The sequence below is a fragment of the Xanthobacter wiegelii genome (assembly GCF_043193855.2).
GTDB lineage: Bacteria > Pseudomonadota > Alphaproteobacteria > Rhizobiales > Xanthobacteraceae > Xanthobacter > Xanthobacter flavus_A.
Genome location: NZ_CM195529.1, coordinates 3,292,462 through 3,318,132, shown reverse-complemented (window position 1 = coordinate 3,318,132; position 25,671 = coordinate 3,292,462). Strand labels below are relative to the sequence as shown.

Sequence of the window (25,671 nt, the reverse complement as noted above, 5' to 3'; positions counted from 1 at the left end):
ACCATGGCGCTGAAGCATTTCAAGCCGGTCACGCCGAGCCTTCGCCAGCTCGTGATCGTGGACCGCTCCGGCCTCTACAAGGGCAAGCCGGTGAAGACCCTGACCGAGGGCAAGAGCTCCTCGGGCGGACGCAACAACAATGGCCGCATCACCGTCCGCTTCCGCGGCGGCGGCCACAAGCAGACCTACCGTCTGGTCGATTTCAAGCGCCTCAAGCGCGGCATGTCGGCGACGGTGGAGCGGCTGGAGTACGATCCGAACCGCACCTCGTTCATCGCCCTCCTCAAGTATGAGGACGGTGAGCTGGCCTACATCCTGGCGCCGCAGCGCCTGGCGGTCGGCGACCAGGTGATCGCCGGGGACAACGTGGACGTGAAGCCCGGCAATGCCGGCCCGCTGTCCTCGCTCCCGGTCGGCACGATCGTGCACAACGTCGAGCTGAAGATCGGCAAGGGTGGCCAGATCGCCCGCTCCGCCGGCACCTACGCGCAGATCGTGGGTCGCGACGAGGGCTACGTGATCGTCCGCCTGAACTCCGGCGAGCAGCGCCTCGTGCACGGGGCGTGCTACGCCACCGTGGGCGCGGTCTCCAACCCGGACCACATGAACATCTCGCTGGGCAAGGCGGGACGCAGCCGCTGGCTCGGGCGTATGCCGCACAACCGCGGCGTGGTCATGAACCCGGTGGATCACCCGCACGGCGGCGGTGAAGGCCGCACCTCGGGCGGCCGTCATCCGGTCACGCCCTGGGGCATCCCCACCAAGGGCAAGAAGACCCGCAGCAACAAGGCGACGGACAAGTTCATCGTGTCCAGCCGCCACAAGCGCAAGAAGTGAGGGCCTGAGCTATGTCTCGCTCTGTCTGGAAGGGCCCGTTCGTCGACGGCTACATGCTGAAGAAGGCTGAAGCTGCCGCGGGTTCGGGTCGTCGCGACGTCATCAAGATCTGGAGCCGGCGCTCCACCATTCTGCCCCAGTTCGTGGGCTTAACCTTCGGCGTCTACAACGGTCACAAGCATGTGCCCGTGAACGTCACCGAGGACATGATCGGCCAGAAGTTCGGCGAGTTCGCTCCGACGCGGACTTACTACGGGCACGCGGCCGACAAGAAGTCGAAGCGGCGGTGATCGGTCATGGGTAAGCAGGCAAAGCCCCGCGCGCTCGCGGACAACGAAGCCAAGGCTGTGGCGCGCAACCTGCGCGTCTCGCCCCAGAAGCTCAACCTCGTCGCGGGCCTGATCCGCGGCAAGAAGGTGGCGACGGCGCTCGCCGATCTCGAGTTCTCTCACAAGCGGATCGCCCGCGACGTGAAGAAGTGCCTCGAGAGCGCGATCGCCAACGCCGAAAACAACCACGAGCTCGATGTCGACGATCTCATCGTCGCCGAGGCGCACGTGGGCAAGGGTCTGGTCATGAAGCGGTTCTCGCCGCGGGCGCGCGGTCGCGCCTCGCGCATCGAGAAGCCCTTCGCCCACATCACCATCGTGGTGCGGGAAGTCGAGGAGCGGGCCTGATGGGTCAAAAGGTCAATCCGGTCGGGCTCCGGCTCGGCATCAACCGCACGTGGGATTCGCGCTGGTTCGCCAACAAGGGCGAATACGGCAAGCTCCTGCACGAGGACATCAAGATCCGCGAGATGCTGATGAAGCAGCTCAAGCAGGCGGCGGTGTCCAAGGTGGTGATCGAGCGCCCGCACAAGAAGTGCCGCGTGACCATCTACTCGGGTCGTCCGGGCGTGGTCATCGGCAAGAAGGGCGCGGACATCGACAAGCTGCGCAAGAAGGTCTCCGAGATGACCAACTCGGAAGTCTTCATCAACATCGTCGAGATCCGGAAGCCGGAAATCGACGCGCGCCTCGTCGCCGAGTCCATCGCCCAGCAGCTGGAGCGCCGCGTGGCCTTCCGTCGCGCCATGAAGCGCGCCGTGCAGTCCGCCATGCGCCTCGGCGCCGAGGGCATCCGTATCAATTGCTCGGGCCGTCTCGGCGGCGCTGAGATCGCGCGCCTGGAATGGTACCGCGAAGGCCGCGTGCCGCTGCACACCCTGCGTGCGGACGTGGACTACGGCACCGCCACGGCCTTCACCACCTACGGCACCTGCGGTGTGAAGGTGTGGGTCTTCAAGGGCGAGATCCTCGAGCACGATCCCATGGCGCAGGACAAGCGCCAGGCCGAGCAGGAAGCTGGCCCGTCGTCGCGTCCCCAGCGGCGCGAGCGCGGTGACCGCGATCGCGGTGACCGCGGCGACCGCGGCTCCCGGGCTTGATGGCCGGCTAGAGAGAAGGCGATCAAGCCATGCTGCAACCCAAGCGCACCAAGTTCCGCAAGCAGTTCAAGGGACGCATCCACGGCGTCGCCAAGGGCGGCACGGAATTGAACTTCGGCGAGTTCGGCCTCAAGGCCGTCGAGCCGGAGCGCGTGACTGCCCGCCAGATCGAGGCGGCCCGGCGCGCGCTCACCCGCCACATGAAGCGCGCCGGACGCGTCTGGATCCGGGTGTTCCCCGACGTCCCGGTGTCGGCCAAGCCCACGGAAGTCCGTATGGGCAAGGGCAAGGGCGCGCCCGAATATTGGGCGGCCCGCGTCAAGCCCGGCCGCATCATGTTCGAGATCGACGGGGTCAGCGTCGAGACCGCTCGCGAGGCGTTGACCCTCGCGGCGGCGAAGCTGCCCATCAAGACGCGCTTCATCCAGCGCATCGCCGAGTGAGGAGAGGCTCATGAAAGCCGAGGACGTTCGGGCCCTCAGCCCCGATCAGCTCGCCGATGAGCTGCTGAAGCTGAAGAAGGAGCAGTTCAACCTGCGCTTCCAGAAGGCGACGGGACAGCTCGAGAATACCGCCCGGTCCAAGCAGATTCGCCGCGACATCGCGCGGATCAAGACCGTGCAGACCGACAAGCGCACCGGTTCGCCGGTGCAGAAGGCGAAGTGAGGAAGCGATGCCGAAGCGCGTGCTCCAGGGCGTCGTGGTGAGCGACAAGACCGACAAGACCGTGGTGGTTCGGGTGGAGCGCCGCTTCACCCATCCGCTGCTCAAGAAGACCGTTCGCCGGTCCAAGAAGTATCATGCCCATGACGAGGCCAATTCCTGGCACGTGGGCGATACGGTGTGGATCGAGGAGCACCGTCCGATCTCGAAGCTGAAGAACTGGATCGTGATCCAGGGCGAAAAGCGCGCCGAGGTCTGATAAGAGAGTTTCCCGTCCGGATGGATCGTCCGGCCGGGAGGGCTCCGGTGCCGGGTCCGTCGATCGCCCCAAGGGAAGATCGAGTGGAGACCGCACCGCGGCAACACCGTGTTCCGATGAGCGGGCACGGCGAACAAGGGTTAAGGCAATGCCGGTGCGCCGGCGGCGCTGGATGACGAGAACAGGTGCGTCATGATCCAGATGCAGACCAATCTCGACGTGGCGGACAATTCCGGCGCCCGTCGCGTCATGTGCATCAAGGTACTTGGCGGCTCTAAGCGGAAGTATGCCCACGTCGGCGACATCATCGTGGTGTCCGTCAAGGAGGCAATTCCGCGCGGCCGCGTGAAGAAGGGCGACGTGATGAAGGCCGTGGTGGTTCGCACCGCCAAGGACATCCGTCGCGTCGATGGCTCGGTCATCCGCTTCGACAAGAACGCGGCCGTGCTGATCAACAACAACAAGGAGCCGGTGGGCACCCGCATCTTCGGACCGGTTCCGCGCGAGCTGCGCTCCAAGAACCACATGAAGATCATCTCGCTGGCGCCGGAGGTGCTGTGATGGCCGCGAAGATCAAGAAGGGCGACAAGGTCGTCGTCCTCGCCGGCCGCGACAAGGGCCGCACCGGCGAGGTCATCCAGGTGATGCCGAAGGACGAGAAGGCTCTCGTGCGCGGCGTGAATATCGTGAAGCGTCACCAGCGCCAGTCGGCGAACCAGGAAGGCGGGATCATCTCCAAGGAGGCTCCCATCCACCTGTCGAACGTCGCCATTGCCGACCCCAAGGACGGCAAGCCGACCCGCGTCGGCTTCGAGGTGCTGGATGACGGACGCAAGGTCCGCGTGGCCAAGCGTTCCGGGGAGAGGATCGATGGCTGAGGCGACCTATAACGCGCGGCTGCGCACCTTCTATGACGAGGTGGTGCGGCCGAAGATGATCGAGCAGTTCGGCTACAAGAACCCCATGGAAGTGCCGGTCATCGAGAAGATCGTCATCAACATGGGCGTTGGCGAAGCCACCGCCGACACCAAGAAGGTGACGACCGCCGCCGCGGACCTCGCCCAGATCGCCGGCCAGAAGCCGGTCATCACCCGGGCCCGCAAGGCGATCTCGAACTTCAAGCTGCGAGAGAACCAGCCGGTCGGCGCGAAGGTCACCCTTCGCAAGACCCGGATGTACGAGTTCATGGACCGCCTCGTGACCGTGGCCCTGCCCCGCGTCCGCGACTTCCGCGGCCTGAACCCGAAGAGCTTCGACGGCCGTGGCAACTACGCCATGGGCATGAAGGAGCACATCGTGTTCCCCGAGATCAACTACGACCGCGTCGAGCAGATCTGGGGCATGGACATCATCGTGTGCACCACGGCGAAGACCGACGAGGAAGCCCGCGCGCTTCTGAAGGCCTTCAACTTCCCCTTCCGCCAGTGAGCGGGTATGAGGGGCGCTTCGCTCGAAGCGCCTCTTCGGTTCCGGCCTCTGGCCGCAGCCGGAAGACGAGACGAGTGAGGACATGATTTTCCGGCCGTGAGGGGCTCAGGTCGAGCTGCTCAGACGCGGAGAACAGGAGCTTAAGATGGCGAAGAAGAGCGCGATCGAGACGAACGAGCGCCGCCGCAAGCTGGCCACTGGCCAGGCGGCGAAGCGCGCGCGTCTGAAGGCGATCGTGAATGACAAGACCCTGCCGATCGAGGAGCGCTTCCAGGCGACCCTCAAGCTGGCGGAAATGCCGCGCAACGGCGCGAAGATCCGGATCCGCAACCGCTGCGAGGTGACTGGCCGTCCGCGTGCCTTCTACCGCAAGCTCAAGATGAGCCGTATCGCGCTGCGCGAGCTGGGCAACCAGGGCATGGTGCCCGGCCTCGTGAAGTCGAGTTGGTGAGGAGGGAACGATGGCTGTAACTGATCCCATCGGCGATCTGATCACCCGCATCCGCAACGCCCAGATGCGCCGCAAGGACAAGACCTCGACCCCCGGCTCGCGTCTGCGCGCCTCGGTTCTCGATGTCCTGCGCGACGAGGGCTACATCCGCGGCTACACCTCGACCGATCACGGCAACGGCCGGACCGAGTTCGAGATCGAGCTGAAGTATTTCGACGGGACGCCGGTGATCCGTGAGATCTCCCGCGTGTCGAAGCCCGGCCGCCGCGTGTATGCGGCTGTCAAGAACCTGCCCCGCGTCGCCAACGGTCTCGGCATCGCCGTCGTCTCCACGCCCCAGGGCGTGATGGCCGACCACGAAGCCCGCGACAAGAACGTCGGCGGCGAAGTGCTCTTCACCGTGTTCTGACGACGGAGGACAAGATGTCGAAGATCGGCAAGCTGCCCGTCGCCATTCCGGCCGGCGTCACCGCCAGCCTGGACGGACAGACGGTGAAGGTAAAGGGCCCCAAGGGTGCCCTGGAAGTGACCCTGGTGGAAGAAATCGCCGCCAAGATCGAGGGCTCGGAGATCAAGCTCGCCATGAACGGCGAGACCTCCCGGCACAAGGCCATGTGGGGCATGTCCCGCACGCTGGTCTCCAACCTGGTCGAAGGCGTGACCAAGGGCTTCGAGAAGAAGCTCGAGATCACCGGCGTCGGCTACAAGGCGGCGGTGCAGGGCAAGAACCTCAACCTGTCGCTTGGCTACAGCCACGACGTGATCTACGCGATTCCCGAGGGCATCCAGATCGTCACCCCCAAGCCCACCGAAGTGGTGATCTCGGGCATCGACCGGCAGAAGGTCGGCCAGGTGGCGGCGGAGATCCGCGAGTTCCGTGGCCCCGAGCCCTACAAGGGCAAGGGCGTCAAGTATGCCGGCGAATTCATCTTCCGCAAGGAAGGCAAGAAGAAGTGACGGAGGCGAACCATGGCTAAGGATTTGGAGGCGCACGCGCGCCGCAAGGCCAAGGTGCGCCGTGCGATCCGCGTTGCGGCGAACGGGCGTCCCCGCCTGTCGGTGCACCGGACCTCGCAGCACATCTATGCGCAGATCATCGACGATGCGAAGGGCGAGACCCTCGCCGCCGCGTCGAGCCTCGAGAAGGATCTGCGCGGGTCGCTGAAGACCGGTGCGGACACCGAGGCCGCCAAGACGATCGGCAAGCTTGTGGCCGAGCGCGCTGTGGCCAAGGGCGTGACCGCGGTCGTCTTCGACCGTGGCGCATACATTTATCATGGGCGCGTCAAGGCGCTCGCTGAGGGCGCCCGCGAAGGCGGCCTTCAGTTCTGACGCAAGGACGAGCGAACATGGCCCGTGAACGGGAACAGCGCCACGAGCGCGAGGACCGCGACAATACGTTCGTGGACAAGCTGGTCCACATCAACCGCGTCGCCAAGGTTGTGAAGGGCGGCCGTCGCTTCGGCTTCGCTGCCCTGGTGGTGGTCGGTGACCAGAAGGGCCGCGTCGGCTTCGGCCATGGCAAGGCCCGTGAGGTGCCGGAGGCGATCCGCAAGGCAACGGAGAGCGCCAAGCGCGCCCTCATCCGCGTGCCGCTGCGCGAAGGCCGCACCCTGCACCACGACGTGCATGGTCATCACGGCGCCGGCAAGGTGATCCTGCGCGCCGCTCCGGCGGGTACCGGCATCATCGCCGGCGGCCCGATGCGCGCGGTGTTCGAGACCCTCGGCATGCACGATGTGGTGGCGAAGTCCTTCGGGTCTTCCAACCCCTACAACATGGTGCGCGCCACCTTCGACGCCCTGAAGAACCAGGACTCGCCGCGCTCCGTCGCTGCGCGTCGCGGCATCAAGGTCTCCCAGCTCCAGTCCCGCCGCCGCGTCGAAGACGCGGAAGCGACGGACTGAGCGGCGCGACCGAAGGATAGGATTGCGCCATGAGCGACAAGACCATCACCGTGGAGCAGGTCGGTTCGCCGATCCGCCGCCCGTTCGACCAGGAGGCCACCCTCGTCGGTCTCGGGCTGAACAAGCGGCACCGCCGCTCCACTCTCAAGGATACCCCGGCCGTCCGCGGCATGATCGCCAAGGTCGCCCACCTCGTCCGTGTGGTCGAGTGAGGAGCGGGACATGAAGCTCGACGAAATCAGGGACAATCCCGGCGCCCGCAAGAAGCGGATGCGCGTGGGCCGGGGCATCGGCTCCGGCAAGGGCAAGACCGCTGGCCGCGGCGTGAAGGGTCAGAAGGCCCGGACCGGCGTCGCCATCAAGGGCTTCGAGGGCGGCCAGATGCCGCTGCATCGTCGCCTGCCGAAGCGCGGCTTCCACAACATCTTCCGCCTGGATTACAACGAGGTCTCCCTCGCCAAGATCCAGGCCGCTGTCGATGCCGGCCGTCTCGACGCGGGTCAGCCCGTGACCGAGGCCGCCCTCGTCACCGCCGGCGTGCTGCGCCGGGTGAAGGATGGCGTGCGCGTGCTCGGCACCGGTGAGCTTTCCGCCAAGGTGACGCTGGAAGTGGCCTACGCCACCAAATCCGCCGTCGCCGCCGTGGAGAAGGCCGGAGGCTCGGTGACCATGCTCGCGGCGGCCGTCGAGGCCGAGTGAGCAGAGGCTGATCGGAACAGGGGACGGCGCGGGGCTTCATGCCGCCGCGCCGAACCCATGTTCGGACCAACCTCCTGCGGATTCCCGGCTCATGGCCGGGTCTTCGTGTTTCGGGCCGCGCGTATCTCGCGCGCCCGGTTTCAGGTGACGCTCCGGTGCCGCCATTGGTTTGACGGGTGCGACGGTCCTTTCGGCCCGAGCATCCGAGTCGGGATCGGCCTCGCATGCCGCAGGCGGCACGCCTTTGGCCGGATACCGGCTCTTCCTGCCGGCCTGCGGCCATCCGTCGCGCCGGCCCCAGTTTGCCCCAACGCTCCGTTCGGGACACTTCGTCCAGGACGCGCCCGGGCACCGGCCCCATGGCACTCCCGCCAGGGACCAGCGCCGCGGCAAGGGAGCCTGGTACCGGACCGTGGGCGGGGAGCTCCGGTCCTTCTGCCTTGGCACCCGAGCGTTGCGCCCTCATATAAGGGCCGCCCACCAGGGTGGCGTCCATCGGAGCAAGGCATGGTCTCGGCGGCGGAACAACTCGCGGCGAACCTCAATTTCGGTGCCCTCGGCAAGGCCGAGGAGCTGAAGAAGCGCATCTGGTTCACCCTCGGCGCGCTTCTCGTCTATCGGCTCGGCACCTACATCCCCATGCCCGGCATCAATCCGGACGCGCTGGCGGACGTTTTCAAGAACGCCCAGCAGGGAATCATCGGCCTCTTCAACATGTTCTCGGGCGGCGCCGTCGAGCGCATGGCCATCTTTGCCCTGAACATCATGCCGTACATCTCGGCCTCCATCATCATCCAGCTCCTCACCAGCGTCTCGCCGACGCTGGAGGCGCTGAAGAAGGAGGGCGAGGCGGGCCGCAAGCAGCTGAACCAGTACACGCGCTACCTCACCGTGGTGCTCGCGCTGTTCCAGGCCTATGGCATCGCGGTCGGCCTCGAAGGCTCGGGCAGCCTGGTGGCGGAGCCCGGCTGGTTCTTCCGCATCTCGACGGTCATCACGCTGACCGGCGGCACCATGTTCCTGATGTGGCTGGGCGAGCAGATCACCTCGCGCGGCATCGGCAACGGCACCTCGCTCATCATCTTTGCCGGCATTGTCGCCGAGTTGCCGGGCGCCTTCGTGCGCACGTTGGAGCTCGGTCGCGAGGGCGCCATCTCCACGGTGGTGATTCTCGGCATGATCCTGATGGCCATCGTGGTCATCGCCTTCATCGTGTTCATGGAGCGCGCCCAGCGCCGGCTGCTGATCCAGTATCCCAAGCGCCAGGTGGGCAACCGCATCTACGAGGGCCAGTCCTCGCATCTGCCGCTGAAGCTCAACACGTCGGGTGTCATCCCGCCGATCTTCGCCTCCTCGCTGCTGCTCATTCCCACCACGATCGCCAGCTTCATGCAGGGCTCGGGTCCGGAATGGCTGCAGACCATCACCACCCACATCGGCCACGGGCGCCCGCTCTACATGGTGCTGTATGTGGCGCTGATCGTGTTCTTCTGCTTCTTCTACACCGCGATCGTGTTCAATCCGGTGGAGACGGCGGACAATCTGAAGAAGCACGGCGGCTTCATTCCGGGCATCCGCCCGGGTGAGCGGACGGCCGAGTACATCGACTATGTGCTCACCCGCATCACCGTCGTGGGTGCCGCCTACATTGCGGCGGTTTGCCTCTTCCCCGAACTGCTGATTTCCTACGCCTCTCTTCCGTTCTATTTCGGAGGAACGTCGCTTCTGATCGTGGTCAGCGTGACCATGGACACCGTGTCCCAGATCCAGGGGCATCTGTTGGCCCACCAGTACGAAGGACTGGTCAAGAAGGCCAAGTTGCGCGGGGGGAGGAGGAAGTAATATGAGGCTGGTGCTGTTGGGCCCGCCCGGGGCAGGCAAGGGAACTCAGGCACAGCGGCTGGTGGCCCGTCACGGCATCGTCCAGCTTTCCACCGGAGACATGCTGCGCGCGGCGGTTGCCGCGGGTACGCCGGTGGGGCTGAAGGCGAAGGCGGTGATGGATGCCGGCGGGCTGGTCTCGGATGAGATCGTCATCGGCATCATCGCCGAACGCATCGGCGAGGCTGATGCCCGAAACGGCTTCATCCTCGACGGCTTCCCGCGCACGGTGGCGCAGGCCGAGGCGCTAGACCATCTGCTCACCGAGAAGGGCCTCAAGCTCGACGCGGTGATCGAGCTGGTGGTGGACCAGGAAAAGCTGGTCAACCGCATCCTCAACCGCGCCGCCGAAGCCGCTGCCAAGGGCGAGCCGGTGCGCAAGGATGATGATCCGGTGGTCTTCAAGACCCGCCTGGAAGCCTATAACCGCGACACTGCTGTGGTGGCGCCCTACTACAAGGCGCGCGGCCAGCTGAAGCAGATCGACGGCATGGCGCCCATCGATCAGGTCACCGCCGCCATTGACGGGGTCCTCGCCGAGGCGGCGTGAGGGCAGGGGGCTTCGGCATCCAACCCGAGATCAAGGCCCTTTCGTCGGGTGGCGGAAGGGCCTTTTCGTTGCGGATCTTGCCCTGGGCGGGCTGAAGGGCGGGGCCTGACGCCCTTGACCCATCGGGGAATCTCCGCTATGGGCACTCCCTCGCTTCGGAAAAGGTGCCGTTCGGTCCACCCGAAAGGGTCGGGCAGGGCGGTCGTTTTGTCGTATCCGGGGCAGATTTCGTCAAGATCCCGCATGGGCCGGCCTCCACCGGACGCGGGGACAACAACCGGCCAGCTGCCTTCGGGCGCAGGCCCGCATGGAGAGCGCAGTGGCTCGTATCGCAGGCGTCAACATCCCGACCAACAAGCGCGTCGTCATCGCGCTCCAGTACATCCACGGCATCGGCCCCAAGAAGGCTGAAGAGATCGTCGAGAAGGTGGGTATTCCCGCCGAGCGTCGCGTGAACCAGCTGACCGACCAGGAAGTGCTGCAGATCCGCGAGACCATCGACCGCGACTACATCGTGGAAGGCGACCTGCGCCGCGAAGTGGCGATGAACATCAAGCGCCTCATGGACCTCGGCTGCTACCGCGGCCTGCGCCATCGCCGCGGCCTGCCTGTGCGCGGCCAGCGCACCCACACCAACGCCCGCACCCGCAAGGGGCCGGCGAAGCCGATCGCCGGCAAGAAGAAGTGATCGGCCGCAAGGCTTGAGATTTGGGGAGGCCGGCCAAGCCGGCCTTTTCCCCGTTGACCGGCCCGTCAAGGGCCATCCCGAGCGCCTGGAGCTACGGGCGCGCCTGAAGGATCTGAGAAACAGATGGCAAAAGAAGCAACACGCGTTAAGCGCCGCGAGCGCAAGAACATCGCCTCCGGCGTGGCGCATGTGAACGCCTCGTTCAACAACACCATGATCACCATCACCGACGCCCAGGGCAACACCATCTCCTGGTCCTCGGCCGGTGCCATGGGTTTCAAGGGCTCGCGCAAGTCCACCCCGTACGCCGCGCAGGTCGCGGCCGAGGACGCGGCCCGCAAGGCGGCCGAGCACGGCATGCGCACCCTGGAAGTGGAAGTCTGCGGTCCGGGTTCGGGTCGTGAGTCCGCTCTTCGCGCGCTTCAGGCGGCGGGCTTCCTCGTCACCTCCATCCGCGACGTGACGCCGATCCCGCACAACGGCTGCCGTCCGCGCAAGCGCCGCCGCGTCTGATCCGCTCTTCGTTCCTCCGCGGGTCGGTCCCGCGGGGATCAAGCCCGGTTTCTCCTCCCCCGAGCGGGACGGGCCAGGCCTCCGGACGAGGTCGATCACCCCGGCAGCTGCCGTGGCCCGGCGAGAAAGCAAGGTGAAGCAAGTGATTCAGAAGAACTGGCAAGAGCTGATCAAGCCCGAGAAGCTGCAGGTCAATCCGGGCCACGATCCCAAGCGCTTCGCGACCGTCGTCGCCGAGCCGCTGGAGCGTGGCTTCGGCATGACCCTCGGCAACGCCCTGCGCCGCATCCTCCTGTCGTCGCTCCAGGGCGCGGCGGTGACCTCGATCCACATCGACGGCGTGCTGCACGAGTTCTCGTCCATCCCGGGCGTGCGTGAGGACGTGACGGACATCATCCTCAACGTGAAGGATGTGGCCATCCGCATGCAGGGCGATGGCCCGAAGCGCATGGTGGCCAAGAAGACCGGCCCCGGCGTGCTGGTGGCCGGCGACATCCAGACCGTCGGTGACGTCGCCATCCTGAACCCGAACCTGCCCATCTGCACCCTCGACGAGGGCGCGGAGCTGCGCATCGAGTTCACGGTGGACACCGGCAAGGGCTACGTGGCCGCCGACCGCAACCGTCCCGAGGATGCCCCGATCGGCCTGATCCCGATCGACAGCCTCTACTCGCCGGTGCGCAAGGTCTCCTACAAGGTCGAGAACACCCGTGAGGGCCAGATTCTCGACTATGACAAGCTGACGCTCCAGATCGAGACCAATGGCTCGATCACGGCCGAGGACGCGCTGGCCTATGCCGCCCGCATCCTGCAGGACCAGCTGGAGATATTCGTCAACTTCGAGGAGCCCAAGCGCGAGAGCGAGGCGACCGCGATCCAGACGCTGCCGTTCTCTCCGGCGCTGCTGAAGAAGGTGGACGAGCTCGAGCTCTCCGTCCGTTCGGCGAACTGCCTGAAGAACGACAACATCGTCTACATCGGCGACCTGATCCAGAAGAGCGAGACGGAGATGCTCCGCACGCCGAACTTCGGCCGCAAGTCGCTCAACGAGATCAAGGAAGTGCTTGCTTCCCTCGGCCTGCATCTCGGCATGGAAGTGCCCGGCTGGCCGCCCGAGAACATCGAAGAGCTGGCCAAGCGCTTCGAGGAGCACTACTGATCCGCAATCCGGGGCGGCACGCTGCCCTGATCCCCTTTGAGCGGCCCGAGCCGCGCAACCCATCGACCGGCTCGTCCGTCGCCATCTTCAGGAGTTCGCCGTCATGCGTCACGGCAAGGTACACCGCAAGTTCAACCGCACCTGGGAGCACCGCAAGGCGATGTTCTCCAACCTCGCGGGCGCCCTCATCACCCACGAGCAGATCGTGACCACCCTCCCCAAGGCGAAGGATCTTCGCCCGGTGGTGGAGAAGCTCGTGACCCTCGCCCGTCGCGGCGACCTGCACGCCCGCCGCCAGGCGATCGCCGAGCTGAAGGACCAGGCCGTGGTCAAGAAGCTGTTCGACGTGCTGGCGCCCCGCTATGCAGCCCGTCCGGGCGGCTACACCCGCATCGTCAAGGCCGGCTTCCGCTACGGCGACAACACCGCCGTCGCGGTGATCGAGTTCGTGGATCGTGACGTGGACGCCAAGGGCGCCGCCGACCACGCCCGCACCGCCGCCGCCGCTGCGGAAGCTGCGTGAGACCGGGCTGCGCGAGATCGGGCCGCGTGAGCGTCTGCTGATTTGAGCGTATGAAAAGGGGCGGTCCTTGGGACCGCCCTTTTTTCGTTCGAGAGAACGTCTTTCGTTGCGAAGATCGGCTGCTCCGCGCGAATCGGCCGGCCCCGCGCCTGGAACGAGGCGCTCCGCCGGTCATTGAGCGCGGATCAGGCTTCAAGGGTGGCGGGTATGTTCGAACGATTTTCCCAGGTGGCGGCAGTGGCCGCCCTCGCTCTTGTCCTCGGCGCGCCCGCTTTCGCCCAGCCGGCGGCGCAGCAGCGGGTTCCGGCGTCGCAGGCTGAGGTGACGCTCTCCTTCGCGCCGGTGGTGGCGAAGACGGCACCGGCGGTGGTGAACGTCTATGCGCTGAAGACGGCGCAGCAGCGCGTCAATCCGATCTTCGACGACCCCTTCTTCCGCCGCTTCTTCGGCATGCCCGGCCCCGGCGGGCCGGGTGGTCCCGGCGATGGCCCCGGCCTGCGCGCGCCGGAGCGGGTGCAGCGTTCGCTGGGCTCGGGGGTGATCGTCGATCCCTCGGGGCTGGTGCTCACCAATTACCATGTCATCGAGGGGGCGGATGAAATCCGCATCGCGCTCAATGATCGCCGCGAATACGAGGCCGAGGTCCTGCTGCGCGACCAGCGCACCGATCTCGCCGTGCTGCGCATCAAGAGCGAGGCGAAGGAGCGGTTCCCCTTCCTGGAGCTGGGCGATTCGGATGGCCTCGCCGTCGGCGACCTCGTGCTGGCCATCGGCGATCCCTTCGGCGTCGGCCAGACGGTGACGCAGGGCATCGTCTCCGCGCTGGCCCGCACCCAGGTGGGCGTCTCCGACTACCAGTTCTTCATCCAGACCGACGCGGCCATCAATCCCGGCAATTCCGGCGGTCCGCTGGTGGACATGGCCGGGCGCGTGGTGGGCATCAATTCCGCCATCTATTCGCGCTCCGGCGGCTCCCACGGCATCGGTTTCGCCATTCCCGCCAATATGGGCCGGGTTGTGGTGGAGCAGGCGAAAAGCGGGTCGAAGACGGTCCGCCGGCCGTGGCTCGGCGCCCGGCTCCAGCGGGTGACGCCGGACATCGCCGAGAGCCTCGGCCTGCCGCGTCCCACCGGCGTTCTGGTGCAGAGTGTCACCGCCGGCAGCCCCGCCGCCAAGGCCGGGCTCAAGACCGGCGACCTCGTGGTGTCGGTGGAGGGGCTGGGGATCGACGATCCCGAATCCCTCAACTACCGCCTCGCGACCCGCCCCATTGGCGGCAAGGCGGCGCTGCTGGTGAACCGCTCCGGCAAGGAGCAGACGCTGGTTGTGGTGCTGGAGGTGGCGCCGGAGACGGTCCCGCGTGAGGAATTGCTGCTGCGCGGCCGCACGCCCTTCGCCGGCGCGACCATTGTTAATCTCTCACCCGCCGTCGCCGAGGAGCTGAAGGTGGATGCCAACGCCACCGGCGTCGTCGTTTATGACGTGCAGGACAATTCCCCGGCCGCGGTGGCCGGCTTCCGGCCGGGAGACGTCATCGTCGAGGTGAACAATGAGAAGGTCGGCCGCACGCGCGATCTCGACCAGCTGTCCTCGGTGCCCCAGCGTGGCTGGCGCGTGACCGTGCTGCGCGGCGGGCGCAGCATCACCGCCGTCCTGCGCGGCTGACCCCGGCAGAGGCACCCATGAGCGATCTGTTCGAGGCCGCGGGACTGGGGGAAGGGGTGGCCCGGCCGCTTGCCGACCGGCTGCGCCCGTCGCGCCTCTCGGAGGTGGTGGGGCAGGACCATCTGGTGGGGCCGGACGGCGTGCTCTCGCGCATGCTGGAGACGCGCTCCCTCGGCTCGCTCATCCTGTGGGGGCCGCCCGGCACCGGGAAGACCACGGTGGCGCGCCTGCTGGCCTCGGCCACGGACCTGCATTTCGAGCAGATCTCCGCCATCTTCTCCGGCGTCGCAGACCTCAAGAAGGTGTTCGAGCAGGCCCGCGGCCGTCGCCTCTCCGGCACCGCGACGCTCTTGTTCGTGGACGAAATCCACCGCTTCAACCGCGCCCAGCAGGATAGCTTCCTGCCGGTGATGGAGGACGGCACGGTGACGCTGGTGGGCGCCACCACGGAAAACCCCTCCTTCGAGCTGAACGCGGCGCTTCTCTCCCGCGCCCGCGTGCTGGTGTTCCGCTCCCTCGATGCCGAGGCCATCGCGAAGCTACTTGCCCGCGCCGAGGAGGTGGAGGGCCGCGAACTCCCGCTCACCGAAGACGCGCGCGTGGCGCTGGTGAACATGGCCGATGGCGACGGCCGCGCCTCCCTCACCTTGGCGGAGGAGGTCTGGCGCGCCGCGCGTCCGGGCGAGGTGTTCGATGTGGCGGGCCTGAGCGAAGTGGTGCAGCGCCGCGCGCCCATCTACGACAAGAGCGAGGACGGCCACTACAACCTCATCTCCGCTTTGCACAAGGCGGTGCGGGGCTCGGACCCCGACGCGGCGCTCTATTATCTCGCGCGGATGCTGGATGCTGGGGAGAGCCCGCTGTTCCTCGCCCGCCGCATCGTGCGCATGGCCATCGAGGACATCGGCAATGCCGATCCGCAGGCCCTCGTGATCGCCAATGCGGCGAAGGAGGCCTACGACTTCCTTGGTTCTCCGGAGGGCGAACTGGCATTGGCGCAGGCGGTGGTCTATGTCGCCACCGCGCCGAAATCCAATGCCGTCTACACCGCCTTCAAGGCGGCGAAGCGCGTGGCCAAGGAGGGCGGCTCGCTGGTGCCGCCCAAGGTTATCCTGAACGCGCCCACCAAGCTGATGAAAGCCGAGGGCTACGGCACCGGCTATCGCTATGACCACGACGAGCCGGATGCCTTCTCCGGCCAGGACTATTTCCCCGAGGCCCTGGGCCGCCAGAGCTTCTACCACCCGGTGGAGCGCGGCTTCGAGCGGGAGATCAAAAAGCGGCTCGACTACTGGGCGCGGCTCAGGTCCGAGCGGGGCGGGAAATAGCGGGGCAAATGGCGGGGGCTCGGGCCTTCGTATATGATCCGCCCCGAGGCTGGACCCTGAAGGCGACCATGACCCGGCTGATGCGCGAACTCATCGAGAAGCTTGAAGCCCTGCCCGAGGCCGAGCAGGACGCACTCGCCCGCGAGTTCCTCCACGTGATCGAGGCTGGCGCCGGGGAAAGCGCCGTCTATGTCCTCACCCCGGAGCAGGAGGAGGAGGTCCGCCGCGCGCTGGAGGATGGGGAGCCGAACGCGTCCCCCGAGGAGGTCGAAGCCTTTTTTGCCCGCTTTCGGGGATGAAGGTCACCTTCCGTGCCCGCGCCCTCGGCCACCTCAGGCAGATCGAGCGCTACGTCGCCGCCGACAGCCCCACGGCCGCCGGCCGTCTTGTCGCTCGCATCGAGCGGGCCATCCTCAATCTCGCAGACCACCCTCTATCCGCTCCGGCGGGCACCGTGCCGGGTACGCGGCAACTCGCCATCGCCGATACGCCCTACCTTGTCATCTATCGTGCGGATGCGGATGGCATCACCATCCTCGCCGTTCTCCATGCCGCGCGCCGCGCGCGCTCCTGATCTGTTCCGGGACCCGCCATGACCCTGCCCCCCGCCCTCATCGTCTTCCTCGGCGCCGGCCTCGGCGGCATGATCCGGCATTTCGTGAACTTGGCCGTGCCGCGGCTGCTGGGCACCGGCTTTCCCTTCGCCACCTTCCTCATCAACGTGTCGGGCAGCCTCATCATGGGGCTCATGGCGGGCTATCTCGCCTTCAAGGACGGCGAGACGTGGACGCAGCCGGTGCGGCTGTTCCTCACCACCGGGATGCTGGGCGGCTACACCACCTTCTCCACCTTCTCGCTGGATTTCCTCTATCTCGCCGAACGCGGCGAACTGGGATTGGCCTTCGCCTATGCCCTCGGCTCTGTGCTGCTGGGCTTTGGCGGCGTCTGGGCCGGCATCATGCTGGTGCGCAGCCTGACGTGATTGTCGCGTTGCCACGCTCAGGCGCCGCGCGGGCTTTTGGGCGTTGCCGACGCTCAGGTGCCGCGCGGGCTTTTAGGGTGCGCAGGACTTTCGGCGAGACGGTGGCCATGGCGCGGTGAAAGCTCTATTGCTGCGGCATCAAAGGGTTTGCGCGAGGAACAGGGCGAAGATGGCTGTCGTGACCAGAACCGTGGCCGAGGACGAGGCGGGCATGCGCCTCGACCGCTGGTTCAAGGTGCATTATCCGGACCTCTCCTTCGGTCACCTGCAGAAGCTGGTGCGCACAGGACAGGTGCGGGTGGACGGCGGCCGGGTGAAGACCTCCTCCCGCGTCGAGCCCGGCCAGAGCGTGCGCGTTCCCCCGCTCGGCGCCGATGAGCCCGAGGCGGCGCCCGTGCCGGCAAAGGGCGCGCGCAACGGCGAGGCCGGCAAGGAGGGCGCCCCTGAGTCCGGCGCGACCCCGCCGTCCAATCCATCGGCCAAGCCCCGCGCGGCCAAGGACCCCGCCCTCCGCAAACTGGAAGAGGACCGGGCCTTCCTCAAATCCATCACCCTGTTCGAGGACAAGGACGTGATGGTGCTGAACAAGCCATTCGGCCTTGCCGTGCAGGGCGGCTCGGGCACGTACCGCCATGTGGACGGGCTGCTCGAGGCGCTGAAGGACCGGGACGGGCAGAAGCCGCGCCTCGTCCACCGCATCGACAAGGACACCTCCGGCTGCCTGCTCATCGCCAAGTCGCGGCTCGCCGCCTCGGTGCTGGCCAAGAGCTTTCGCTCGCGCGAGGCGCGAAAGGTCTATTGGGCGGTGGTGCCCGGCGTCCCGAAGCCCCGGCAGGGGCGCATCTCCACCTATCTCGCCCGCGACGAGGACGAGGAGAAGATGCGCGTCGCCCGCCATGGCGAGGACGAGGCGAGCCACGCCATCACCTATTACGCCGTGGTGGACCAGGCCGCGCAGAAGATGAGCTGGCTGTCATTGAAGCCGGTGACGGGCCGCACCCACCAGCTGCGCGCCCACCTCGCCCATATCCACCACCCGATCCTGGGCGACCCGAAATACTTCGACATCGAAAACTGGGAACTGCCCCGCGGCCTGCAGAACCGCCTGCACCTGCTGGCGCGGCGGCTCGTCATCCCGCATCCGCGCGGGCAGGGGGTGATCGACGTATCCGCGCCGCTGCCGCAGCACATGGCGCAGACTTTCGCCGTGCTGGGCTTTGACGCCTCGCAGTACGATCCGATCCTCGAAGCGCCTGAGGCTTGAAACTCGCCAATATCGGGGACCTTCGGCGCGCCACGCTGAAGCTGACGCCTTCGACCTTGGTCTAAGCCTTGTCACGTAAGGGATTCTGGTAACCGCCTCCGGCTTGAAGTCGCGGCATCTTCCCCTATGGTGCGGGCCAAGGCCTGAAGGCCAAAGAAGAAGCACTCCGGAGTCGTCTCCGGTCGCGCCCGAGGGAATTGATCTCAATGACAGCCCTTCTCGCCCTCTCGCGAGGGATCGATGCCGTCAACACCCGCATCGGCAAGGCCGCCGCGTGGCTGATCCTTGTCTCCATCCTGGTGTCGGCGCTCAACGCCATCATCCGCAAGCTGTTCGACATGAGCTCGAACTCGTGGCTGGAACTGCAATGGGTGCTGTTCGCGGCGGTGTTCCTGCTGTGCGCCTCGTGGACGCTCATCGATAACGAGCACATCCGCATCGACATCGTGAATTCCCGCCTGCCCAAGCGCTGGCGCGATGGCATCGACATCTTCGGCCACATCTTCTTCCTGCTGCCCTTCTCCATCCTGCTCCTGTGGACCTCCTGGCCCTTCTTCCTGGCGTCCTACGGGATCAACGAGCAGTCCCTCAATGCCGGTGGTCTGCCCCAGTGGCCGGCCAAGCTGCTGGTGCCAGTGGGCTTTTTCTTCCTGACGCTGCAGGGGATCTCCGAACTCATCAAGCGCATCGCCATCTTCACCGGAAAGATGGAGGACCCCCACGAGGGCGCGGGCGGCAGCCATGCGGCGCTCGCAGCCGAGGCGGAGCGCCTGCTCGCCGAGGCCGAACTCCCCGAAGGGGCGCCCGGCGCCGCTGCGGCAACCAAGAAGTAGGGGCGCGCGCCATGTCCTTCGTCCGCACGCTCTTGAAGCGTCGTCCCGTCGCCGCGCTCGCCGTCGCGCTGCTCGCCGTCCTGCTCATCGCCCTGCCAGACGTGGCGATGGCGGCGGAGCCCGGCTTCCGGGGCTGGTTCGTCCACAACATGGCGCCGATCATGTTCGGCGCGCTGGTGCTGTTCCTGCTGCTCGGCTACCCGGTCGCCTTCTCGCTGGCCGCCAACGGGCTCATCTTCGGGCTCATCGGCATCTATCTCGGCCTGTTCGAGCCGAAGTTCCTGCAGGCGCTGCCGGAACGAGTCTATGGCACGATGAACAATGAAGTGCTCCTCGCGGTGCCCTTCTTCACCTTCATGGGCCTCATCCTCGAACGCTCCGGCATGGCCGAGGACCTGCTCGACACCATCGGCCAGGTGTTCGGCTCCATCCGCGGCGGCCTTGCCTATGCGGTGATCTTCGTCGGCGCGCTGCTGGCGGCGACCACCGGCGTGGTGGCGGCCTCGGTGATCTCCATGGGCCTCATCTCGCTGCCCATCATGCTGCGCTACGGCTACGACCGGCGCGTCGCATCCGGTGTCATCGCGGCGTCCGGCACGCTGGCGCAGATCATCCCGCCCTCCCTCGTGCTCATCGTGATGGCCGACCAGCTGAACCGCTCGGTGGGCGACATGTATGAGGGCGCCTTCCTGCCCGGCCTGCTGCTCGCCAGCCTCTACGCCGGCTACATCTTCCTGGTCTCATCGATCTTCCCCAGCGCCGCGCCCGGCCTGCCGCTGGAGGCGCAGACCCTGCGCGATCCGGACCAGAAGACGATGCCCTCGCGCATCCTCGGCGCGGTGGCGGCGGCGGGCTTCGCCTTCCTCATCGCCCGGGGCTCCCTGCCGGGCCTCACGGCGGGGGCCATTCCCGGCGTCGCCAACATGGCGGTGTGGGGCGTCGCGTCGTTCGTGGTGCTCTATTTCGTCATGTCGGGCACGGCGAAGCTGCTCACGCCCTCGCTCTTCATCGCGCTCTCCCTGTCCATCGCCGGCGCCATCGAACTGATGGAGATGAGCCATGTGAAGTTCGGCGCGGACTATGTGGTGCTCACCATGTCGGCCACGGTGGGCATCGCCTTCGTGGTGGCGGTGGTGAACCGCGTGTTCCGACTCGGGCTCCTGTCCAAGCTCGCCGAGCAGGTGGTGTTCGTGATGGTGCCGCCGCTGGCGCTCATCTTCCTCGTGCTCGGCACCATCTTCATCGGCGTCGCGACGCCGACCGAAGGCGGCGCCATGGGCTCGCTGGGCGCGGTCATCCTCGCCTTTGCCCGCGGGCGGCTGAAGTTCGACCTGATGCGGCAGGCGACCTATTCCACCGCCAAGCTCTCCGCCTTCGTGCTGTTCATCCTGCTCGGCGCCCGCGTGTTCTCGCTCACCTTCTACGGTGTGGACGGGCACAAATGGGTGGAGGAGCTGCTGGTGTCGCTGCCCGGCGGGCAGACCGGCTTCCTCATCGCGGTGAACGCGCTGGTGTTCGTGCTGGCCTTCTTCCTCGATTATTTCGAGCTGGCCTTCATCATCATCCCGCTGCTGGGGCCGGCGGCGGACAAGATGGGCATCGACCTCATCTGGTTCGGCGTGATGCTGGCGGTGAACATGCAGACCTCCTTCATGCATCCGCCCTTCGGCTTCGCCTTGTTCTTCCTGCGCTCGGTGGCGGCCAAGGTGCCCTATGTGGACCGTGTGACCGGCAAGACGATGCAACCCGTGACCACCGGGCAGATCTACTGGGGCGCAGTGCCGTTCGTGTGCATCCAGCTCGTCATGGTGGCGCTCATCATCCTCTTCCCCGGCATGGTGACCCACTACAAGAGCGGCGGCGTGCAGCTCGACCAGCAGCAGATCCAGCAGCAGTTCGAGAACCTTTCGCCCGGCCTCGACGCGGCGCCCCCGCCGCCCCTCGATCTCGGCTTCGGGAAGTAGCGGGGCCCGGCCGGCCGGCTTTGCCCTCCTAAGGGCGCATTCGGAAGTGAGATGACGGGGTGGAGGGCTTCTGTTCCTCCGCCCCGTCGTGCATTCGTGGTGACGGGGAAGACCCTGCGATTCGCGGCCTGCCGCATGATCCAGGGTCCATCGATCGATCAAGGTGCTGGACGGGCCGGGGCGACCGCCAGCGTGGCGGAGCCAGGCCGACCGGAACGGGCTCGGCCGAGCGTGCGGAGGTGATTGCGATGAACCCGAGGCCCGACTTCTGTCCCGGCTGCGGGGCGCAGGTCTATCCCGAGGAGGCCCATTGCCCCTTCTGCGGCCGCAAGCTCCACACCAGTTTCGTCATGCCCTTCCTCGTCGGCCTCGGCGGCACCGTGGTGGCGCTGATCTCCGGCGGCCTCGTCTGGTGGGTCATGTCCGACGAGCCGGGCGACGCGCCCGACGCCCAGCCGCAGGTTCAGGCCGCGGCGCCGGCTCCCGCAGCGCCGGCCCCGCCTGCTCCCACGCCCGCGCCGCCTCCGGCGCAGGCCGCAGCGCCGCCTCCGGCAACCCCGCCCGCCGCCGCGCCGGGACAGGACGCCTCCCTCCCGCTGCCCACCGTGAACAATCCCGTCGCGGCCCCGGCGGCGGACGCTGCCGCGCGCCGCGCCTTCGCCAAGAGCAAGCAGGACAGCTTCGCCCAGAACGGCCTCGACCTCACCGTCACGGCCGGCGGAGACGATGCGACGCTGCTCACGATCAAGTTCAACTTCCCGGCCAAGACGGCGGCCGAGCTGATCGTCGCCGGGCCGTTCCCCAAGCAGTGTGAGCAGCGCGGCTTCCGGCAGGTCTTGTTCGTCGATCCGTCCGGCATCACATGGACCTACGATATCGCCACCCAGCAGATGACCCAGAAATGAGCGCAGCAGGCGACACCGATCCTTCCTCCGCCGCCGGCCTCAAGCTGGTGCTGTTCGATTGCGACGGCACGCTGGTGGACAGCCAGCACCTCATCGTCTCCGCCATGCACGATGTCCACGCCGCCCACGGCGTGCCCCTGCCCGACCGGGAGAAACTGCTCTCGCTGGTGGGGCTCTCTTTGCCGCAGGCATTCGCGGTGCTGTCGCAGGGGGATGCGTCCTATCCCATCGAGGCGATGGTCGATGCCTACAAGCTCGCCTTCAACCGCCTGCTGAATGCCGATGCGCCCGAGCCCATGTTCGACGGCGCCCGCGAGGTGCTGGAGGGGCTGCGCCAGCGCGAGGACGTGGTGCTCGGCATCGTCACCGGCAAGTCGCGGCGGGGGGTGAACCGCATCCTGTCCGTGCAAGGCATGGAGGGCTGGTTCTCCACCATCCAGACCGCCGACGACGCGCCTTCCAAGCCCCATCCGGCCATGGTGTTCCAGGCCATGGGGGAGATCGGCGCCCGGCCGGAGGATACGGTGGTGATCGGCGATACCACCTATGACATCTCCATGGCCCTGCAGGCCGGGGCCTCGGCGCTTGGCGTCGCCTGGGGTTATCATGAGACGCCGGCGCTGGAGCGGGCGGGCGCGGACCGGATCGTCCAGCACTTCCGCGAGGTGCCCGAGGCCATCGCCGAGCTTCTGGCCCGCCGCCGCGTCGTGATCTGAGGAAAGCTCAAGATGCGTGAGTTCCTGGAAGATGTGGAGAGCGGCGATCCGGGCGATCCCGTCGCCCGCGCTCGCGCCGCCCAGAAGGCGCCCCTGCCCAAGCGCTTCTACACCGAGGTGAGCGTGGGCGAAGGGGAGGGCGGCTTCACCATCCTCCTCGACGGGCGGCCCGTGCGCACCCCCGCGCGCGGCCTGCTCAAGGCGCCGACCCGTGCCCTCGCCGAGGCCATGGCGGCGGAGTGGGCGGCGCAGCAGACCGAGATCGACCCCTTCACCATGCCGCTGACCCGCCTCGTCAACGTCGCCCTCGACCGGGTGGCGCCCGAGGCGCAGGCCGTTACGGACGAGGTAGTGAACTACGCCGGCACCGACATGCTCTTCTATCGCGCCGATGGTCCGCAGAAGCTGTTGGACCGGCAGGCGAAGCACTGGGATGCTGTGCTGGACTGGATGAAGGCGACCCACGGCGCGCGCTTCTACCTCGCCGAGGGCGTCACCCATGTGGCGCAGCCGGAGGAGTCGCTGGCGAAGGTCCGGGCGCTGGTGCCGGCCGACCCGCTGCGCCTCGCGGCCGTGCATTCCATGACCACCCTCACGGGCTCCGCCCTCCTCGCCCTCGCGGTGGCGGAAGGCGCCCTCTCCGCCGATGAGGCCTGGACGGCGGCTCATGTGGATGAGGATTTCAACCGCGAGCAGTGGGGTGAGGACGAACTCGCCAGTCTCCGCCGCGCCGCCCGCCGCACCGAGATGGACGCCGCCGCGCAGGTGCTGGCGCTGGTGGGCTGATCCGCTCCCCCTTCAAGCCCGCGCGGCGCTTGAGCGTGGGAGGGCCACACGCCGGGGCAGGGAGGGGGAATGGACGAGGACGCGATTGCCGATCTCTTCGCCGCCTTCGGCCCGGTGGCGGTCCGGCGCATGTTCGGCGGGGCCGGGCTCTATGCGGACGGGCTGATGTTCGCGCTGTGGGCCGGCGACACCTTCTATCTCAAGGCCGATGCCGCATTGGCCGAGGATCTGAAGGGGCGGGGCTCCGTGCCCTTCAGCTATTTGGCCAAGGGCGTCACCCGCACCATGGGCGGCTTCTGGTCCGTGCCCGAAGAGGCGCTGGACGATGCCGAGGACCTCGCGGCCCTCGCCCGCCGCGCCCTCTTCGTGGCACATGCGGCCAATGAGGCCAAAGCGAAGCCCGTAGGCGGAGCATCCCCGAAGAAGGCGAAGCCGGCGGCTGGCGCGGCCGGGAAGAAGCCCGCCGCCAAAAAGAAAAGCGCGCCGGCCCAAGGCTGAGCGGCGCGCTGATCCATCAGAACATTTGAAAGGATGCGCCGGCCCGGAGGTCGGCGCAGGCCTTCACGCAGCTACCTTCACGCGCCGGCCTTCACGCGCACGGGGCGCAGGAGGAAGGCGGGGAGGTGGGACATGTCGGCCGGCTCGTTGGCAGGCGCCCGCTCGCGGCGCGGGGGACGCGCCTCGGCAGCATCCTCGCGGGTGGGACGACGGTTGCGCTCGGGGCGGTCGCCACGCTCGGCGGACCGTTCCGGACGCGCGGCGCGTTCCCGCTCCTGACGCTCGGGACGTTCGGCGCGCTCGGGACGCTCCGCCCGTTCAGCCCGCGGCTGACGCTCGGGCCGCTCGGCACGCTCCGCGCCCTCGGCCCGGGGCTCGCGCTCGCGGCGCGGCTCGCGCTCGCCGCGACCTTCGCGATCGCCACGAGCCTCGCGGGGCTGACCCTCGCGCGGCTCCTTGTCCATGCGGCGCTTGCCGCGCAGACGGCCATCCTCGCGCCCGCGGCGCTCGGAGGCCGGCGGCGCATCGCCGAGGGCCGGGCCGTGCCAGGGAATCGGGTTGCCGATCAGCTTTTCGATGGCCGAGAGGGACTTGGCATCGAGGTGCGTGACCATGGTGTAGGCCGTGCCGGCGCGGCCGGCGCGGCCGGTGCGGCCGATGCGGTGGACGTAATCCTCGGAATGGTGCGGCACGTCATAATTGAAGACGTGGCTCACCGCCGGGATGTCGAGGCCGCGCGCGGCCACGTCGGAGGCCACCAGCAGGGTCGCCTCGCCGTTGCGGAACTCGTCCAGCGCCTTGATGCGGGCGTGCTGGTCCATGTCGCCGTGCAGGGCGACGGCATTGAAGCCGTGCTTCTGCAGCGAGCGGTGGAGCACCGCCACGTCGCGCTTGCGATTGCAGAAGATGATGCCGTTCTGCAGGTTCTCGCAGCTGCGGATCAGCTCCCGCAGCACGTCGCGCTTCTCATAGTCCTCGCGGCCGGAGGCAACCAGTTCCTGCGTCACCGTGGTGGCGGTGGACGCGGGCTTGGAGACTTCCACCCGCACGGGGTTGGAGAGGAATTGCGAGACGAGGCGCTGGATCTCCGGCGGCATGGTGGCCGAGAAGAACAGCGTCTGGCGGGTGAAGGGCACGAGCTTGCAGATGCGCTCGATGTCCGGGATGAAGCCCATGTCCAGCATGCGGTCGGCCTCGTCGATGACGAGAACGTCGATGCCGGAGAGAAGCAGGCGGCCGCGCTCCACATGGTCGAGCAGGCGGCCCGGGGTGGCGATCAGCACGTCCACGCCGCGAGCGAGCTTGGAGTCCTGGTCGCCGAAGGAAACGCCGCCAATGAGCAGGGCGACGTTCAGCTTGCTGTACTTGCCGTAGCGCGTGAAATTCTCTTCCACCTGGGCCGCCAACTCGCGGGTGGGCTCCAGGATGAGAGTGCGCGGCATGCGGGCACGGGCGCGGCCCTGCTCCAGCAGCGTCAGCATGGGGAGCGTGAAGGCGGCGGTCTTGCCGGTACCTGTCTGCGCGAGGCCGAGAACATCCCGGCGCGCGAGAACATGGGGGATGGCCTGGGCCTGGATCGGGGTCGGGATCGTGTAGCCGGTGTCGGCGACCGCCGCGAGGACCTTGTCGCTCAGGCCGAGTTCGGAAAATGACATTGCATCTTTTGGATGCGGCGGCGCGCCGCTGATCGAACGTCCCGTGCCGTACGGGGTCAGACGAGTGGTCGTCGGTCGGCGCGCTTGG

At 67.4% G+C, this 25,671-nt stretch carries 36 protein-coding genes; 35 read left to right on the top strand and 1 reads right to left on the bottom strand.

The genetic code is table 11. The features are described 5' to 3' along the window. Positions 1–3: 3 nt before the first annotated feature. The 35 genes from rplB (at position 4) to V5F63_RS15275 (ending at position 23,928) form a co-directional block, all read left to right on the top strand. On the top strand, positions 4–837 hold the full coding sequence (gene rplB / locus V5F63_RS15445) for a 50S ribosomal protein L2 (RefSeq protein ID WP_209483606.1): 834 nt from the start codon (positions 4–6) through the stop codon (positions 835–837). A gap of 11 nt (positions 838–848) precedes the next feature. Beyond that, positions 849–1,127: a 30S ribosomal protein S19 gene (rpsS, locus tag V5F63_RS15440; protein ID WP_024278444.1), complete on the top strand. Its 279-nt coding sequence runs from the start codon at positions 849–851 to the stop codon at positions 1,125–1,127. 6 nt (positions 1,128–1,133) lie between these two features. Further along, positions 1,134–1,514: a 50S ribosomal protein L22 gene (gene rplV, locus V5F63_RS15435; protein ID WP_038193664.1), complete on the top strand. Its 381-nt coding sequence runs from the start codon at positions 1,134–1,136 to the stop codon at positions 1,512–1,514. Next, positions 1,514–2,266: a 30S ribosomal protein S3 gene (rpsC, locus tag V5F63_RS15430; protein ID WP_024278446.1), complete on the top strand. Its 753-nt coding sequence runs from the start codon at positions 1,514–1,516 to the stop codon at positions 2,264–2,266. Before rplV ends, rpsC begins: the two co-directional genes overlap by 1 nt. Before the next feature lie 29 nt (positions 2,267–2,295). Next, positions 2,296–2,709, top strand: coding sequence for a 50S ribosomal protein L16 (rplP, locus tag V5F63_RS15425; protein ID WP_169124360.1), 414 nt, complete (start codon positions 2,296–2,298; stop codon positions 2,707–2,709). Between the two features lie 10 nt (positions 2,710–2,719). Beyond that, complete coding sequence (gene rpmC / locus V5F63_RS15420; protein ID WP_024278448.1) at positions 2,720–2,932, top strand: 50S ribosomal protein L29; 213 nt, start codon at positions 2,720–2,722, stop codon at positions 2,930–2,932. A gap of 7 nt (positions 2,933–2,939) precedes the next feature. Then, the gene (rpsQ, locus tag V5F63_RS15415) at positions 2,940–3,188 is read left to right on the top strand and encodes a 30S ribosomal protein S17 (RefSeq protein ID WP_209483604.1); all 249 of its coding nucleotides are present in this window, start codon (positions 2,940–2,942) and stop codon (positions 3,186–3,188) included. Between the two features lie 192 nt (positions 3,189–3,380). Next, entirely contained in the window at positions 3,381–3,749 is a 369-nt protein-coding gene (rplN, locus tag V5F63_RS15410; protein WP_024278450.1) for a 50S ribosomal protein L14, read from the top strand. Continuing rightward, the gene (gene rplX / locus V5F63_RS15405) at positions 3,749–4,066 is read left to right on the top strand and encodes a 50S ribosomal protein L24 (RefSeq protein ID WP_029558958.1); all 318 of its coding nucleotides are present in this window, start codon (positions 3,749–3,751) and stop codon (positions 4,064–4,066) included. The genes rplN and rplX overlap by 1 nt, the downstream gene beginning before the upstream one ends. Next, positions 4,059–4,616: a 50S ribosomal protein L5 gene (rplE, locus tag V5F63_RS15400; RefSeq protein ID WP_209483602.1), complete on the top strand. Its 558-nt coding sequence runs from the start codon at positions 4,059–4,061 to the stop codon at positions 4,614–4,616. The genes rplX and rplE overlap by 8 nt, the downstream gene beginning before the upstream one ends. A gap of 145 nt (positions 4,617–4,761) precedes the next feature. Further along, positions 4,762–5,067: a 30S ribosomal protein S14 gene (gene rpsN, locus V5F63_RS15395; RefSeq protein WP_024278453.1), complete on the top strand. Its 306-nt coding sequence runs from the start codon at positions 4,762–4,764 to the stop codon at positions 5,065–5,067. 10 nt (positions 5,068–5,077) lie between these two features. Beyond that, positions 5,078–5,476 (top strand): 30S ribosomal protein S8, encoded by a 399-nt coding sequence (gene rpsH / locus V5F63_RS15390; RefSeq protein ID WP_024278454.1) that lies wholly within the window; start codon positions 5,078–5,080, stop codon positions 5,474–5,476. 14 nt (positions 5,477–5,490) lie between these two features. Beyond that, positions 5,491–6,024, top strand: coding sequence for a 50S ribosomal protein L6 (gene rplF / locus V5F63_RS15385; RefSeq protein WP_209483600.1), 534 nt, complete (start codon positions 5,491–5,493; stop codon positions 6,022–6,024). A gap of 12 nt (positions 6,025–6,036) precedes the next feature. Further along, on the top strand, positions 6,037–6,399 hold the full coding sequence (rplR, locus tag V5F63_RS15380; RefSeq protein ID WP_209483598.1) for a 50S ribosomal protein L18: 363 nt from the start codon (positions 6,037–6,039) through the stop codon (positions 6,397–6,399). A 17-nt stretch (positions 6,400–6,416) separates the two neighbouring features. Next, a complete protein-coding gene (gene rpsE, locus V5F63_RS15375; RefSeq protein ID WP_012116752.1) occupies positions 6,417–6,974 on the top strand; it encodes a 30S ribosomal protein S5 in 558 nt (185 codons plus the stop codon). 29 nt (positions 6,975–7,003) lie between these two features. Then, a complete protein-coding gene (gene rpmD / locus V5F63_RS15370; protein WP_209483596.1) occupies positions 7,004–7,186 on the top strand; it encodes a 50S ribosomal protein L30 in 183 nt (60 codons plus the stop codon). Positions 7,187–7,196: 10 nt separating this feature from the next. Beyond that, a complete protein-coding gene (rplO, locus tag V5F63_RS15365) occupies positions 7,197–7,673 on the top strand; it encodes a 50S ribosomal protein L15 (protein WP_394030775.1) in 477 nt (158 codons plus the stop codon). Between the two features lie 507 nt (positions 7,674–8,180). Continuing rightward, positions 8,181–9,515: a preprotein translocase subunit SecY gene (secY, locus tag V5F63_RS15360; protein WP_209483592.1), complete on the top strand. Its 1,335-nt coding sequence runs from the start codon at positions 8,181–8,183 to the stop codon at positions 9,513–9,515. Between the two features lies 1 nt (position 9,516). Beyond that, complete coding sequence (locus V5F63_RS15355; protein ID WP_209483590.1) at positions 9,517–10,104, top strand: adenylate kinase; 588 nt, start codon at positions 9,517–9,519, stop codon at positions 10,102–10,104. A gap of 319 nt (positions 10,105–10,423) precedes the next feature. Then, on the top strand, positions 10,424–10,792 hold the full coding sequence (gene rpsM / locus V5F63_RS15350; RefSeq protein WP_024278462.1) for a 30S ribosomal protein S13: 369 nt from the start codon (positions 10,424–10,426) through the stop codon (positions 10,790–10,792). 123 nt (positions 10,793–10,915) lie between these two features. Beyond that, positions 10,916–11,305 carry a 30S ribosomal protein S11 gene (gene rpsK / locus V5F63_RS15345; protein ID WP_024278463.1) on the top strand — a complete coding sequence of 130 codons (390 nt, stop codon included), beginning with the start codon at positions 10,916–10,918 and terminating at the stop codon, positions 11,303–11,305. A gap of 142 nt (positions 11,306–11,447) precedes the next feature. After that, on the top strand, positions 11,448–12,464 hold the full coding sequence (locus V5F63_RS15340) for a DNA-directed RNA polymerase subunit alpha (protein WP_209489768.1): 1,017 nt from the start codon (positions 11,448–11,450) through the stop codon (positions 12,462–12,464). A gap of 103 nt (positions 12,465–12,567) precedes the next feature. Further along, entirely contained in the window at positions 12,568–12,987 is a 420-nt protein-coding gene (gene rplQ, locus V5F63_RS15335; RefSeq protein WP_169124348.1) for a 50S ribosomal protein L17, read from the top strand. Positions 12,988–13,194: 207 nt separating this feature from the next. Further along, positions 13,195–14,652, top strand: coding sequence for a DegQ family serine endoprotease (locus V5F63_RS15330; protein ID WP_394102768.1), 1,458 nt, complete (start codon positions 13,195–13,197; stop codon positions 14,650–14,652). Between the two features lie 17 nt (positions 14,653–14,669). After that, positions 14,670–15,980, top strand: coding sequence for a replication-associated recombination protein A (locus V5F63_RS15325; protein ID WP_394102769.1), 1,311 nt, complete (start codon positions 14,670–14,672; stop codon positions 15,978–15,980). Between the two features lie 68 nt (positions 15,981–16,048). Continuing rightward, complete coding sequence (locus tag V5F63_RS15320; protein ID WP_209483584.1) at positions 16,049–16,279, top strand: hypothetical protein; 231 nt, start codon at positions 16,049–16,051, stop codon at positions 16,277–16,279. Then, positions 16,276–16,554 (top strand): type II toxin-antitoxin system RelE/ParE family toxin, encoded by a 279-nt coding sequence (locus V5F63_RS15315; RefSeq protein ID WP_394030769.1) that lies wholly within the window; start codon positions 16,276–16,278, stop codon positions 16,552–16,554. The genes V5F63_RS15320 and V5F63_RS15315 overlap by 4 nt, the downstream gene beginning before the upstream one ends. Before the next feature lie 18 nt (positions 16,555–16,572). Then, positions 16,573–16,962, top strand: a complete 390-nt coding sequence (crcB, locus tag V5F63_RS15310; RefSeq protein ID WP_394030767.1) for a fluoride efflux transporter CrcB — start codon at positions 16,573–16,575, stop codon at positions 16,960–16,962. A gap of 169 nt (positions 16,963–17,131) precedes the next feature. Then, complete coding sequence (locus V5F63_RS15305; RefSeq protein ID WP_394102770.1) at positions 17,132–18,226, top strand: RluA family pseudouridine synthase; 1,095 nt, start codon at positions 17,132–17,134, stop codon at positions 18,224–18,226. Between the two features lie 206 nt (positions 18,227–18,432). Beyond that, a complete protein-coding gene (locus tag V5F63_RS15300; protein WP_209483575.1) occupies positions 18,433–19,059 on the top strand; it encodes a TRAP transporter small permease subunit in 627 nt (208 codons plus the stop codon). 107 nt (positions 19,060–19,166) lie between these two features. Continuing rightward, entirely contained in the window at positions 19,167–21,023 is a 1,857-nt protein-coding gene (locus tag V5F63_RS15295) for a TRAP transporter large permease (protein WP_209489766.1), read from the top strand. A gap of 248 nt (positions 21,024–21,271) precedes the next feature. Beyond that, positions 21,272–21,928: a hypothetical protein gene (locus V5F63_RS15290; protein WP_394102771.1), complete on the top strand. Its 657-nt coding sequence runs from the start codon at positions 21,272–21,274 to the stop codon at positions 21,926–21,928. Further along, positions 21,925–22,644 carry an HAD-IA family hydrolase gene (locus V5F63_RS15285; protein WP_394102772.1) on the top strand — a complete coding sequence of 240 codons (720 nt, stop codon included), beginning with the start codon at positions 21,925–21,927 and terminating at the stop codon, positions 22,642–22,644. Before V5F63_RS15290 ends, V5F63_RS15285 begins: the two co-directional genes overlap by 4 nt. 12 nt (positions 22,645–22,656) lie before the next feature. Beyond that, entirely contained in the window at positions 22,657–23,430 is a 774-nt protein-coding gene (locus tag V5F63_RS15280; protein WP_394102773.1) for an ATP12 family chaperone protein, read from the top strand. A gap of 69 nt (positions 23,431–23,499) precedes the next feature. Continuing rightward, entirely contained in the window at positions 23,500–23,928 is a 429-nt protein-coding gene (locus V5F63_RS15275; RefSeq protein ID WP_394102774.1) for a TfoX/Sxy family protein, read from the top strand. A 77-nt stretch (positions 23,929–24,005) separates the two neighbouring features. Here the strand turns inward: V5F63_RS15275 and V5F63_RS15270 are convergent, their stop codons facing one another. Further along, positions 24,006–25,583: a DEAD/DEAH box helicase gene (locus tag V5F63_RS15270; protein ID WP_394102775.1), complete on the bottom strand. Its 1,578-nt coding sequence runs from the start codon at positions 25,581–25,583 to the stop codon at positions 24,006–24,008. Between the last annotated feature and the right edge of the window lie 88 nt (positions 25,584–25,671).